Origin of the sequence: Simplicispira sp. 125, assembly GCF_003096555.1 — a bacterium.
Classification (GTDB): Bacteria; Pseudomonadota; Gammaproteobacteria; order Burkholderiales; family Burkholderiaceae_C; genus Simplicispira.
In genome coordinates this window covers 3,229,436-3,242,136 of record NZ_QEKM01000001.1, presented here as the reverse complement: position 1 = coordinate 3,242,136, position 12,701 = coordinate 3,229,436, and the positions used below count along the sequence as shown (strand labels likewise).

Sequence of the window (12,701 nt, the reverse complement as noted above, 5' to 3'; positions counted from 1 at the left end):
GCGAAGGCGAAGCGCAGACAGTACAGGCGTACGACAAGCGAAGCCGACAAAGTAATCGTTTGATTTAGAAATGGAATTACTTCTCCTCGAAGAATTGGCGCTCCTGGTGCTCGCCCTGCTTGCCGATGTTGAAGCTGGCGACCGGGCGGTGGTAGCCCATCACGCGGGTCCAGACTTCGCAGGGCTGGCGCTCGGCGTCGGTCAGTTGCACGTCGGACAGGGCCTGGTGTTCGGTGGTGGAAAAGTGGCTCATGGATGTTCTCCTTCAGGGTGAAAAGGGGGCATGCCGCAGCGTGTGCTGCGCCGCCCGGGGGCAACGGAGGGGTGTGGCCCCGCCGTTGATTTACTATTGAATCAATAGCTACTTACGCTTGATGGATAAGCGCTAGAGGCCAATTTGACTCATATTTTTTGATGGAGTCGTGTCACGCCGCCAGTGCGGCCCGCTTGGTCTGCAGGCGCTCTTCGTCGCATTTCGGGCAGAACGGGTGCTCACCCGCCAGATAACCGTGCGTGGGGCAGATGGAGAACGTGGGCGTGACCGTGATGTAGGGCAGGCGAAAGCGCGTGAGCGAACGCTTGACCAGATCGCGGCAGGCGGCGCCGCTCGACAGCCGCTCGCCCATGTACAGGTGCAGCACGGTGCCGCCGGTGTATTTGCTCTGCAGCACCTCCTGGCGCGCCAGGGCCTCGAAGGGGTCGTCCGTCCAGCCCACGGGCAACTGCGACGAGTTGGTGTAGTACGGCTTGTCCGCCGTGCCCGCCTGCACGATGGCGGGCCAGCGCTTTTTGTCTTCCTTGGCGAAACGGTAGGTCGTGCCTTCGGCGGGGGTGGCCTCCAGGTTGTAGAGGTGGCCGGTTTCCTCCTGGAATTGCGTCATGCGCTCGCGCACATGGTCGAGCAGACGCACGGCCAGCTGGTGGCCGCGCTCGCTGGTGATGTCGTGCGCGTCTCCGGTGAAGTTGCGCACCATTTCGTTGATGCCGTTCACGCCCAGCGTGCTGAAGTGGTTGCGCAGCGTGCCCAGGTAGCGCTTGGTGTACGGAAACAGGCCCTGGTCCATGAGCCGCTGAATGAGCTTGCGCTTGGTCTCCAGGCTCTGCTTGCCCAATTCGAGCAGGCGGTCGAGCGCGGCCAGCAGTGCGGGCTCGTTGCCCGCGTGCAAAAAGCCCAGGCGCGCGCAGTTCACCGTCACCACGCCGATGCTGCCGGTCTGCTCGGCACTGCCGAACAGGCCGTTGCCGCGCTTCAAAAGCTCACGCAAATCCAGCTGCAGGCGGCAGCACATGGAGCGCACCATGTTGGGCTCCAGCTCGGAGTTGATGAAGTTCTGGAAGTACGGCAGGCCGTACTTGGCCGTCATCTCGAACAGCAGTTGCGCGTTCTCGCTCTCCCACGGAAAGTCTTTGGTGATGTTGTAGGTGGGGATGGGAAAGGTGAACACGCGGCCCTTGGCGTCGCCCGTGGTCATGACGTCGATGTAGGCGCGGTTGATGAGGTCCATCTCGGCCTGCAGCTCGCCATAGCTGAAAGGCATCTCTTTGCCCGCAATCACCGGCACCTGTTCGCGCAGGTCGTCGGGGCAAATCCAGTCGAAGGTGAGGTTGGTGAACGGCGTTTGCGTTCCCCAGCGGGACGGCACGTTGAGGTTGTAGACCAGCTCCTGGATGCACTGGCGCACGCTGGCGTAATCCATGGCATCGACCCGCACATAGGGCGCCATGTAGGTGTCGAACGACGAGAAGGCCTGCGCGCCCGCCCACTCGTTCTGCAGCGTGCCCAAAAAGTTCACGATCTGCCCCACGGCGGAACTCATGTGTTTGGGTGGCCCGGCCTCGACCTTGCCGGGCACGCCGTTCAGGCCTTCGTTGAGCAGCGTGCGCAGCGACCAGCCTGCGCAGTAGCCGCTGAGCATGTCGAGGTCGTGGATGTGGATGTCGCCATTGCGGTGCGCCTCGCCAATCTCGGGCGTGTACACGTGCGAGAGCCAGTAGTTGGCCGTGACCTTGCCCGCCACGTTGAGGATCAGGCCACCGAGCGAATAGCCCTGGTTGGCGTTGGCGTTGACGCGCCAGTCGGCGCGGGTGAGGTATTCGTTGATGGAGCTTTCCACGTTCACCAGCGTCTGGTGGTCGGCGCGCAGGGTGGCGTGGCGGTCGCGGTAGGCGATGTAGGCGCGGGCCGTCGCCAGGTGGTTGGCGGCGATCAGGGTCTGCTCGACCACGTCCTGGATCTGCTCGATGCCCGGCGCCTCGCCATGGAAGCGGTGGACGAGCACCTTGCCCACCTGGGCGGCCAACAGGGCGGCTTCGTCGGCCGCAAATTCGCCGGTGGCGGCGCCTGCACGCTCAATGGCCGAGCGGATTTTGCGGGCGTCAAAAGGGGCGCGCTCTGCGCTGCGTTTGATGACCTCGCGGGGCAAGGCGGTGACCGGGGTATCCATGGGCGTCTCCATCATTGGAATGCAATAAAACACTACATATAGCGTTCACAATACATTCAACACACTACAGGTAGTTTGATGAAGAACAAACAAGCCCGCCACGGCAAGGCGCCGAGGCGGGCCTGGAACGGGCCGGAACGCCTTGCTGGGCGCGGCTTACAGCGCCTCGATGCGCGGGTAGAAGTCGTGGTTCTCGCGCTGCATGCGTTCGTGCACCATGCGCAACACCTGGTTGGCATCGTCGCGAAAGCCCTGCTCGTCGCGGCGCACGCTCTCAGGCCGGTTCCAGCGGCGGGCAAAGGCCTCATAGGCCTGGGCAATGGGGCCCATGTCGCGCTGGTACTGCTGGCCCATGCGGGCCAGTTCGGCATTGCTGCCGCGCTGCAGGGCTGGGTACAGGGCCTGGTCTTCTACCGCCAGGTGCAGCTTGATGGTGGAGCTCATGGTCACTACCAGCCGGGCGATCTCGGTGGCGTTGTGCGCCACCCCCGCGTGCGCCAGGCGGCGCAGCGTGGCAATGCTGCCCAGAATGTTGACGTGCTGGTGCTTGAATTTATCGATGTTCATGGTGAAAGCTCCCAAGGGTGATGAAAACAGGGGCACGTAGGCATGAAGCCGCCGTGGACTGCTACTCTTTTGCACACTTCGGGCCAGCCCAGGCCGCCATAAAAATCAAGGGTTTACACCAATCATGGTTATTTTTACCCTTCAAATCAATGGTCATTGATACCATCAAAAGGTTATGAATACCCTTTTTGAAGCCCCCTGGCTGGCCGACCTGACCACCGAATTGCCACCCAACGTGCGCCTGCAACGCCTGATCGGCGGCCTGCGCGCGCACTTTTGCTGCGGCGCCGTGGCCCTGCTGCGGCTGGAAGAAGAACACCTGCGCCCGGTGGTGGTCGATGGCCTGGTGAGCGAATCACTGGGCCGCCGTTTTGCCGTGCACCAGCACCCCCGCCTGGCGGCCCTGCTGGCACGCGGCGAGGTCACCTGCTTCGACCACGACAGCACCTTGCCCGACCCCTACGACGGCCTGCTCGACGCCCTGGTGGGCGAACCCCTGCCAGTGCACGACTGCATGGGCGTGGCGCTGCGCATGGACGGGCGCCCCTGGGGCGTGCTGACGCTCGACGCGCTGCAGACCGGCACCTTTGACGACGCTGCACGCGCTACGCTGGCGCACTGCGCGGTGCACGTGGAGGCCGCCATCCGCATGACCCGCCTGGAGCAGGAAAACCAGGCCCTGAGCCGCGCCGGCAGCCCCTATGCGGGCGACGCCACCGACGAGCCCGCACTGCGCGCCGCGCTGGACGAGGGCGAAATCCTGGGCCAGAGCGAAGTGCTGACGCGCCTGCTGCAAGAGATGAAACTGGTCGCCACCTCGGACCTGCCGGTGCTGCTGCTGGGCGAGACCGGCGTGGGCAAAGAGCTGTTTGCGCGCCTGCTGCACCGCCACTCGCCGCGCCGGCACAAGCCGCTGGTGCACGTGAACTGCGCCGCGCTGCCCGAATCGCTGGCCGAGAGCGAGCTGTTCGGCCACCGCCGGGGCGCCTTCTCGGGCGCGGTCACCGACCGGCCCGGGCGCTTCGAGGCGGCCGAAGGCGGCACACTGTTCCTCGACGAAGTGGGCGAGCTGCCCCTGAGCGTGCAGGCCAAGCTGCTGCGCACGCTGCAGAACGGCGAAATCCAGCGCCTGGGCGCCGACGAACCCCGCCGCGTCAACGTGCGCGTGGTGGCTGCCACCAACCGCCACCTGCGCGACCTGGTGGCCGCCGGGAGTTTCCGCGCCGACCTGTACCACCGCCTCTCGGTCTACCCCGTGCCCATACCGCCGCTGCGCGAACGCGAGGGCGATGTGCTGCTGTTGGCCGGGCGCTTTCTGGAGCAGAACCGCGCCCGCCTGGGGCTGCGCAGCCTGCGCCTGTCCAGCGCGGCCCAGGCGGCGCTGCGCGGCTACCACTGGCCGGGCAACATCCGCGAGCTCGAGCATGTGATCAGCCGCGCCGCCCTCAAGACCCTGAGCCGGGGCGCCAGCCGCCATGCCATCGTGACTTTGGAGCCCGAGGTGCTCGACCTGGACGCCCTGCAGGGCGCGGGCGCACTGCCCGCCGCTGCGGCACCTTTGCCGCCCACCGCCTTGCCCGCAGCGGCCCCTGCGGCCCGCACGCTGCGCGAAGCCATCGACACCTGCCAGCGCCAAAGCATCCAGACCGCCCTGGAACAGCACCAGGGCCACTGGGCCAACGCGGCACGCCAGCTGGGCCTGGACGCCAGCAACCTGCACAAGCTGGCGCGGCGCCTGGGGCTCAAGTAACACTATTGTTTTAATAGCTGTTTCCGCTTGATATATAAGCGTTTTCAGCACTTTTACCCCATTCTTTGTACGCCGCCATCCACTGGCCCACTGAGGAACGCCACAGTTGATGCTCTGCCTTGCGGGGCGTAGCCTTGGCTGCGCGTCCGGCGATGTGATCCGGGCGACCTATTCCAACGGAGGGACAAGCATGCAACTCATTTCTGTGCGCAGCCTGGCGGCCCGGCTTTCGCTGGGTTTTGGTGTGATTCTGGCGCTGCTGCTGGGCATGGCCGTGCTCTCGCTGCTGCGCATGCAGGCGCTGTCGGCCACGCTGGAGGACATCACCGTGCACAGCGCCGCACGCTCGCAAACGCTGGATGTGATGGGGCGCAGCGTCTCGCGTTATGTGCAGACGCTGGGCGATCTGGCCAACACCGACCTCGAAGGCGGCCCCGCCGTGCTGGCGCAGGCGCGCAGCACGCTGGCCCAATACGACGCAGCGCAGGCGCAGCTGGAAACCCTGCTGGCGGGTGACACCCCTGCGCTGGCTTTGCTGGCGCCCGTCAAGACCACGGGCGCCGCCGCACGCGAACTGCTGGCGCTGGGCGAGCAACTGACCGCCGGGCGGGGCGACGCGGCCATGGCCTTCCAGGTGCGCAACGAATACGGCAAGGACACCGCGCAATGGAGCGCACGCCAGCAGGCCTGGGGCAATGCCGTGGACGCCCTGAGCGACTGGCAGGACGCCGCCAACGCCACCAGCTCGGCGCTGGCCACGGCCGACGCCCGCACAGCGCGCGTGCTGATCATCGTCGGCGCACTGGTGGCCTTTGCGTTTGGCAGTGCCCTGGCCTGGTGGCTGGTCCGCGACACCCGCGCCGCCGTGCGCGAAGCCGTCGAGGCCACCCGCCGCATGGCCCGGCACGACCTCTCGCAGCCCATCGACACGCACCGCCGGGACGAGATTGGCGGCCTGCTGACCGCGCTGGAGGCCATGCGCCAGAACCTGCTGGAGCTGGCCACCGGGGTGCGCCAGGCGTCGGACGACATCAACAACGCCAGCGGCGAAATCGCCCAGGGCAGCCAGGACCTGAGCGACCGCACCGAAGACGCCGCCAGCACGCTGGAGACTGCGCTGGCGTCCATTGCCCAGCTCACCGCGTCGGTACAGGAGACCACCGCCAGCGCGCAGGAAACGCAGCAAATATCCACGCAGACCAGCAGCGTGGCGGCGCGCAGCGGCAGCGAGATGGAGCAGGTCGTCTCGACGATGCGCGAGATTGATGCGGCCTCGCACAAGATCTCCGACATCATTTCCATCATCGACGGCATTGCGTTCCAGACGAACATCCTGGCGCTCAACGCCGCCGTGGAAGCCGCCCGCGCGGGCGAACAAGGCCGGGGCTTTGCCGTGGTGGCCAGCGAGGTGCGCGCCCTGGCCGGGCGCAGCGCCGCCGCCGCCAAGGACATCAGCACCCTCATCCACACCTCGCTGGCCAAGGTGGCTTCGGGCACACAGCAGGTGGGCCGCGCAGGCCAGACCACCGCCGAGGTGGCCACCGCGGTCGAGAGCGTCTCGGGCCGAATGTCCAGCATCGCCACCGAGGTCCACCAGCAAAGGGGGCGCATTGGCGAGGTCAACCAGTTTGTCGGCCAGCTCGACCAGATGGCGCACCAGAACGCCGCCCTGGCGGAAGAGTCGGCCGCCGCCGCTGCATCGCTGCGCCAGCAGGCCAGCCAGTTGGCCCTGCTGGTCAGCAAGTTTGAACTGGGCCGCCCCCAGGCCGCCGCACCAGGGCGCACACCGTTGCGGCTGAAAAATCAACATTGATAGCTGCTGGCGCTTATTACATAAGCGCTAGAGGCCATTTTGGCTTCAAAACCGCAAGCCAAACCCTGCCTTGCGCATAAGATGGGCTTGCGATGATTGACCAACTCCACCTCCAAAACCTCAAGGCCTGGCGCGACAGCGGCCCGGTGCAACTGGCGCCCGTCACCATGCTGCTGGGCACCAACTCGTCGGGCAAGTCCACGCTGCTGCAAAGCCTGCTGCTGCTCAAGCAGACCGTGGCCTCGCCCGACCGCACCGTGCACCTGAACCTGGGCGGCGACGAGGCCAACGACTACTTTCACTTCGGCGGCTTTGACGCGGTGCTGGCGCGCGGCGCGGCCGTACCGCGCCAGTTCTCCATTGCGCTGGCCTTCCAGCGGCCCGAGGGCGAGCGCGTGCGCGGCGGGCGCTTTGCCTGCAGCTACGGGCAGACGGCCAGCGGGGCCGTGGCGGTGCAGACGCTGGAGCTGTCCACCGTGGCGCGGCGTTTTCGGGCCGTGCGGCGCGAGCGTGGCGCGTACGCCATCTATGTGGACGACGAGCCCCGGCCACGCGGCAAGGGGCCGCAGCTGGCGCCCGAACGCTCCATCGCGCTCCCCGCCGAGGCCCTGGCGCTGCTGGGCAGCGACGGCACGCACTTGCAAGACCTGAGCCTGGCCCTGCGCCGCGAGCTGGAAGGCATCGTCTACCTCGGCCCGCTGCGCCGCCGCCCCGAACGCGACTATGTGTGGAACAAGACGGCCCCCGGCGAGGTGGGCAGCGACGGCCACAAGGCCATTGACGCGCTGCTGGCCAACACCCTGCTGCCATCCGAGCACCAGGGCAGCGTGCTGCGCAGCGTGTCGCACTGGCTGCAGCGCATGGGCATGGCCGAGCAGCTCAGCGTGCGCGCGTTGGGCCGCTCGGGCCGCTACGAAGTGCTGGTGCACCACGACGGCGTGGTGGCCAACCTGCGCGATGTGGGCGTGGGTGTCTCGCAGGTGCTGCCCGTGCTGGCCGTGGCCTACTGCGCGCCGCCGGGCAGCACCGTGCTGCTGGAGGAGCCCGAAATCCACCTGCACCCGCTGGCCCAGGCCGTGCTGGCCGAAATGTTTGCCGAGGTCAGCCAGCAGCGCCAGGTGCAGTTTCTTGTCGAAACCCATTCCGAGCACCTGTTCCGCCGCATGCAGACCCTGATTGCCCGGCGCCAGGCGAGCACCGCGCAGTGCCGCATGCTGTTCGTCGAGCGGCAGGGGGCGGATGCCGTACTGGTGCCGCTGGACGTGGACGAGTTTGGCGCCGTGCGCAACTGGCCGCCGCGCTTTTTTGGCGACGCGATGGGCGAGGCGCGTGAACAGGCCCGCGCCCGCGCACTGCGTTTAAGGGAAACCGCCGGTGGCTGAGGCAGGAGCGATGCAGGCCCGCCTGGTGGACACCAATGTGCTTATCGTCGCCAGCGCGGCCGACGAAGGCTCGCCCTTTCGCCAGGACGCCACCCCCGTGGAAGAAGCCGCGCTGCGCCAGCAGGTGTTCGACTGGCTCGAAGCCTTTGAGGCCGACAGCACGCGCCACGCGGTGCTTGACGTGGACTGGCATGTCTGCGGCGAATACCGCCACAAGCTCACCGAGCAGGACTACGGCTGGCTGGCCATGATGCACAAGATGGATCGCGGCGAGGTGGTGTGGGTCGATGTGCTGCTCGACAAGGACGGCAACGCCGTACTGCCGCCCGAGCTGGCCGAGGCGGTGACCGACCTGGCCGACCGCAAGATGGTGGCCGCCGCGCTGGCCGCGCTGGACGCGGGCCACCCCACCCGGATCACCAACGCCGCCGACACCGACTGGATCGACTGCCGCCAGGCCCTGCACGACGTGGGGCTGGAGGTGGAAAACCTGCTGCCCGACTGGCTGCAGGCACGCTGGCATGTCAAACACCCGCGCATCCGGCGCGCAAAATAGGCACTTATGCTCGACTTCTTCCGTTTCCCCCACACCCCCCACATCGCCTGGCTGGCCACGGGCGCGCCGCGCGACGACAAAGTGCTCTCGCCCGCCGAGGCCGAGGACATCCTCTGCGGCCCCGTGGTGCTGGAGGAAAAGCTCGACGGCGCCAACCTGGGCTTCTCGGTTTCGCCCGACGGCGTGCTGCGCGCCCAGAACCGGGGCCAGTACCTGCCCCAACCCTTCCACGGCCAGTTCGCCCGCCTGGGCCCGTGGCTGGCCGCGCACGAAGACAAGCTGTTCGACGCCCTGGGCACGCACCTGGTCGCCTTTGGCGAATGGTGCGCCGCGCGCCACTCGCTCGACTACGCCACCCTGCCCGACTGGTGGATGCTGTTTGACGTATACGACCGCCAGGAGCAGCGCTTTTGGAGCACCACACGCCGCAACGCCTGGGCCGCGCAGATGGGCTTCAACACCGTGCCCTGCCTGTACACGGGCGAGGTCACGCTGGACCAGCTGCGCGACTGGGTGCACGCCCACAACAGCCAGTTCCGCCAGGGCCCCCTCGAAGGCATCGTGGTGCGCCGCGAGAACGCGGACTGGCTGGAGAACCGGGCCAAACTGGTGCGGGCGGACTTCACGCAGACGATAGAGGCGCACTGGCGAAGCCGGGCGCTGGAGTGGAATCGGGTCGTCTGACAGCGCCGGACGGTTGGCATGACCACCTTCATCGCCCTGCTGCGCGGCATCAACGTTGGCAAGGCAAACCGCGTGCCCATGGCGGAACTGCGCGCCCTGCTGTCCCGGCTGGGCTATGCCGGCGTGGCCACGCTGCTCAACAGCGGCAATGCGGTGTTCCAGGCGCCCGGCGGCACACCCGTCGCGCATGCCGAGGCCATCGCCCGGGCGCTGGCCGGGGAGATGCAGGTCGAGGTGCCGGTCATCGTGGTGACGGCGCAAGAGCTGGCCTCCATCGTTGCTGCCTGCCCGCTGGGCGCCGGGACGGCCGACCCTTCGCGCCTGCTCGTGGCCTTTGCCCAGAATGCACGGGCGCTGGTCACGCTGGAAGCCCTGCGCTCCCTGTTGGTGCCACCTGAGCGGCTCGAGATCGGCCCCCAGGCGGCCTACCTGTACTGCGCGGGCGGCATCCTCGAAAGCCGGGCCGGCAAGGCCCTGCTCGGCCGGGCGTGCCAGGCCGTCACCACGCGCAACTGGGCCACCGTGTGCAAGCTGCAGGCGCTGGCCATCGTGTCGACATGAACCACTTCCTGATCGGCTCCAAGGAGCAGGCGCTCGGCGCCCTGTTCGGCCCGGAGTACGCGGCGTACCGGTCCAGCGTCCGCTGCTGGATCTGAAGAGGGGTCAGCCGCTTCCACCGGAGCTTGGCGCAAAGCAAATCCGGTTGCGGCCGTCTTCCTTGGCCTGGTACATCGCGGCGTCGGCCCGGTCGATCACGCTGTTCTGGCTCTCGTCGCGCCCCTGGAAGACGGCCACGCCGATGCTGGCGGTGCACTGATGCCCGATGGCCAGGGCGGAGGGTGCGGCCTGGAGCAGGTAGGGCTCGGCCAAGCGGGCGCGGATTTTCTCGGCGATGACGGCGGCTTGCGCGGCGGCCTCGTCCTGCTGCATGTCCAGCTCGCACAGCAGCACGACGAACTCGTCGCCGCCAAAGCGGGCCACGGTGTCGGCTTCGCGCACGCAGGCTTTCAGGCGCTCGGCCACTTCGATCAGCAGCAGGTCGCCCACGCCATGGCCGTGGGTGTCGTTGAGGGGCTTGAAGTTGTCGAGGTCGAGAAACAGCAGCGCGCCATGGCGGCGGCTGCGTTTGCTGGCCGACATGGTCTGGTCCAGGTGCTCCAGCATGAGGCGGCGGTTGGCCAGGCGGGTGAGCGGGTCGTTAAAGGCGAGCTGGCGCACCTGCTCTTGCAGGCGCTTGCGCTCGGTGATCTCACGGGTGATGCCGTGGTAGCCGATGATCTCGCCCTGGGCGTTGCGGTCGGGCTTGGACAGCACCTCGCCCCAGATCAGGCGACCGTCCTTGCAGCGGTGCTGCACCTCAAAGTTCAGAAACCCGACGGGCGTGCTGGCCGCCTCTTCGAGTGTCCGGCGCTTGATCATGTCTTTGACCTGCACCACGCCCTCGTCGTTGAACATTTCAAAGACATGGTGCCCCACCACTTCGTCGGCCCGAAATCCGCGCAGGCGTTCGTCCGCCGGACTGATGTAGGTGACGACGAGGCGGCTGTCGGTCTTCCAGAGAACATCCTGCGCATCTTCCGTCAACATGCGGTAGAGGGCCTGGCTTTGGTGCAGTTCCTGGGTGCGTTCGTCCACCAGGGCCTGCAAGGCGCTGTTTTGCTCCTGCAGGCTTTTGAGGGGATAGACCTCACCGTCCTGCGCGCTCCGGTACGGAATGGAAATGCCGCTGTGCACGATCATCCACTCGGCCCCTTCCTGGCGAAAGACCAGCACCAGCCGCGCGACTTCTCTGGACAGTAGTTGACCGTCACTGGGCAAATGGATGTGGAAGAAGGCGGTGACCATCACCACGCCATCGCTCAGGTCTTGCAGCGCGAGGTCGATCATCTCGATGCGGATGCGGCCCGGCACCTGCGAGAAGTCTTGCCGGGTGATCCGGATCCATTCCTCACGGTCCTTGATCAGCACTTTCCCACTGCCCGGGTAGCCGCTGAAGTTCTCGCTGAAGCGTTCGGTCAAGCGGTCATCCCGGGTGGTGTACATCTCGATGTACTCGTCGAACAACTCACGAATCTTGCGCTGGCGATCCGGGTGCATGGTGTGGGAGACCTCTATGGTGATCAGTAATCTGGCCAGCCTACATTGTCACTGCGAGGCGCTTTTTTGGATACACCTCGTTACTGCGTACCGATTTCTCGCGCACGGCCAGGCGCATTCCAGCGGAGTTTGGGCACGCCCCGTAAAAATCCATCCCACCATACGGCATTCCCCGCCACAATGCTGGGCATGATTACCCTACAAGACATCCAGGATGCCGCATCCCGCCTACAAGGCCAGGTGCTGGACACCCCCTGCGTCGAGTCCCGCACGCTCTCGCAGATCGTGGGCGCGCAGGTGTTCCTCAAATTCGAAAACCTGCAGTTCACCGCCTCGTTCAAGGAGCGCGGGGCCTGCAACAAGCTCACGCTGCTCACGCCCGAAGAGCGCGCGCACGGCGTGGTGGCCATGAGCGCGGGCAACCATGCGCAGGGCGTGGCCTACCACGCGCAGCGGCTGGGCCTGCGCGCCGTCATCGTGATGCCGCGCTTTACGCCCGGCGTGAAGGTGGAGCGCACACGCGGCTTTGGCGCCGAGGTGGTGCTGCATGGCGACACGCTGGAAGAAGCCCGCCAGCACGCCTATGCGTTGGCCGACGAACAAGGCCTGACCTTTGTGCACCCCTACGACGACGAGGCCGTGGCCGCGGGCCAGGGCACGCTGGGGCTGGAGATGCTGCAGGCCGTGCCCGACCTGGACACACTGGTCATTGCTGTGGGCGGCGGCGGGCTGATTGCAGGCGTGGCCACGGCGGCCAAGGCCATCAAGCCCGGCATCGAGATCATCGGGGTGCAGACGGTGCGCTTTCCTGCCATGGTGAACGCGGTGCAGGGCACGCATTACCCGCAAGGCACCTCCACCATCGCCGAAGGCATTGCCGTGGGCACACCGGGCACCATCACCCAAGAAGTGGTGCGCCGACTGGTGGATGACCTGGTGCTGGTGGACGAGGGCGACATCGAGCAGGCCGTGCTGATGTTGCTGGAAATTGAAAAAACCCTGGTGGAAGGCGCTGGTGCGGTGGGCCTGGCCGCCATGCTGCGCCACCCCGATCGCTTTCGCGGCAAAAAGGTGGGCTTGGTACTGTGCGGCGGCAATATCGACCCGCTGTTGCTGGCGGCCATCATCGAGCGCGGCATGGTGCGATCCGGGCGGCTGGCGCGCATCCGCGTAAGCGCACGCGATGTTCCTGGTGCCCTGGCCCGCATTACCGCAGCCCTGGCCGAAGTGGGTGCCAACATTGAGGAAGTGCACCACCAGCGCGCCTTCACCATGCTGGCAGCGCAGAACGTGGAGATTGAACTGGTGCTGCAAACCCGCGGCCACACCCACGTGGAGGAAGTGCTGGAACACCTGCACGCCGTGGGCATGACCGCCACCAAAATGTAGGCGACCAACACGTTTGCAG

Annotated in this window: 11 protein-coding genes; 7 read left to right on the top strand and 4 right to left on the bottom strand. The window is 66.6% G+C overall.

Annotation, left to right across the window (positions count from 1 at the left end):
• Positions 1 to 76 precede the first annotated feature (76 nt).
• From nrdD to C8D04_RS15125, 3 genes are all read right to left on the bottom strand, one after another.
• Positions 77 to 253: an anaerobic ribonucleoside-triphosphate reductase gene (gene nrdD, locus C8D04_RS15135; protein ID WP_116005601.1), complete on the bottom strand. Its 177-nt coding sequence runs from the start codon at positions 251 to 253 to the stop codon at positions 77 to 79.
• 172 nt (positions 254 to 425) lie between these two features.
• Positions 426 to 2,444 (bottom strand): ribonucleoside triphosphate reductase, encoded by a 2,019-nt coding sequence (locus C8D04_RS15130; protein WP_116006215.1) that lies wholly within the window; start codon positions 2,442 to 2,444, stop codon positions 426 to 428.
• A gap of 156 nt (positions 2,445 to 2,600) precedes the next feature.
• A complete protein-coding gene (locus tag C8D04_RS15125) occupies positions 2,601 to 3,011 on the bottom strand; it encodes a hemerythrin domain-containing protein (protein WP_116005600.1) in 411 nt (136 codons plus the stop codon).
• A 175-nt stretch (positions 3,012 to 3,186) separates the two neighbouring features.
• Here C8D04_RS15125 and norR point away from each other — a divergent pair, with 175 nt between their 5' ends.
• The 6 genes from norR (at position 3,187) to C8D04_RS15095 (ending at position 9,757) form a co-directional block, all read left to right on the top strand.
• A complete protein-coding gene (norR, locus tag C8D04_RS15120) occupies positions 3,187 to 4,761 on the top strand; it encodes a nitric oxide reductase transcriptional regulator NorR (protein ID WP_116005599.1) in 1,575 nt (524 codons plus the stop codon).
• 190 nt (positions 4,762 to 4,951) lie between these two features.
• Positions 4,952 to 6,574 carry a methyl-accepting chemotaxis protein gene (locus tag C8D04_RS15115; RefSeq protein ID WP_116005598.1) on the top strand — a complete coding sequence of 541 codons (1,623 nt, stop codon included), beginning with the start codon at positions 4,952 to 4,954 and terminating at the stop codon, positions 6,572 to 6,574.
• Between the two features lie 92 nt (positions 6,575 to 6,666).
• On the top strand, positions 6,667 to 7,956 hold the full coding sequence (locus tag C8D04_RS15110) for a DUF3696 domain-containing protein (RefSeq protein WP_116005597.1): 1,290 nt from the start codon (positions 6,667 to 6,669) through the stop codon (positions 7,954 to 7,956).
• A complete protein-coding gene (locus C8D04_RS15105; protein WP_233521190.1) occupies positions 7,949 to 8,512 on the top strand; it encodes a hypothetical protein in 564 nt (187 codons plus the stop codon). Before C8D04_RS15110 ends, C8D04_RS15105 begins: the two co-directional genes overlap by 8 nt.
• A gap of 6 nt (positions 8,513 to 8,518) precedes the next feature.
• Complete coding sequence (locus C8D04_RS15100) at positions 8,519 to 9,196, top strand: RNA ligase family protein (RefSeq protein WP_116005595.1); 678 nt, start codon at positions 8,519 to 8,521, stop codon at positions 9,194 to 9,196.
• Between the two features lie 18 nt (positions 9,197 to 9,214).
• Positions 9,215 to 9,757 carry a DUF1697 domain-containing protein gene (locus C8D04_RS15095; RefSeq protein WP_116005594.1) on the top strand — a complete coding sequence of 181 codons (543 nt, stop codon included), beginning with the start codon at positions 9,215 to 9,217 and terminating at the stop codon, positions 9,755 to 9,757.
• Positions 9,758 to 9,859: 102 nt separating this feature from the next.
• Here C8D04_RS15095 and C8D04_RS15090 read toward each other — a convergent pair whose 3' ends face one another.
• Complete coding sequence (locus C8D04_RS15090; protein WP_116005593.1) at positions 9,860 to 11,293, bottom strand: diguanylate cyclase; 1,434 nt, start codon at positions 11,291 to 11,293, stop codon at positions 9,860 to 9,862.
• Between the two features lie 189 nt (positions 11,294 to 11,482).
• On the opposite strand from C8D04_RS15090, the gene C8D04_RS15085 reads away from it, so the two are divergent.
• A complete protein-coding gene (locus C8D04_RS15085) occupies positions 11,483 to 12,682 on the top strand; it encodes a threonine ammonia-lyase (RefSeq protein ID WP_116006214.1) in 1,200 nt (399 codons plus the stop codon).
• Positions 12,683 to 12,701: the final 19 nt, after the last annotated feature.